This window comes from Bradyrhizobium sp. Kon58, from assembly GCF_055807455.1.
In genome coordinates this window covers 1-252 of sequence record NZ_JBVVOT010000549.1, presented here as the reverse complement: position 1 = coordinate 252, position 252 = coordinate 1, and the positions used below count along the sequence as shown (strand labels likewise).

1 protein-coding gene is annotated in these 252 nt (G+C 54.4%); it reads left to right on the top strand.

Annotated elements, in window-relative coordinates:
* Window positions 1-252, top strand: a 252-nt coding sequence (locus tag AC0L20_RS41455) for a hypothetical protein (protein WP_473295904.1), incomplete at both ends; no start/stop codon positions are given.

The window sequence follows — 252 nt, the reverse complement described above, 5'->3', positions numbered from 1 at the left end:
ATTCAAGACACCCCTGGCCACGACAACCTGCCCAAGGTCTCTTTCAATCCACATCAAGAACCTCCACCCCCCATTGAAATCGTGGATAACCTGACGATCGGGTATCACCGCAGCTCTGGCCGCCATGGCTACCAAAAAAGTCCAACTGCACTGCAAACCCAACAGTACGAAGGGATTTACTTCGACCCTCCTGCCGAGGAACACTACGACGCGTCCAACCAAGCCCCCATCACGCCAAAATCATTCCGTGCC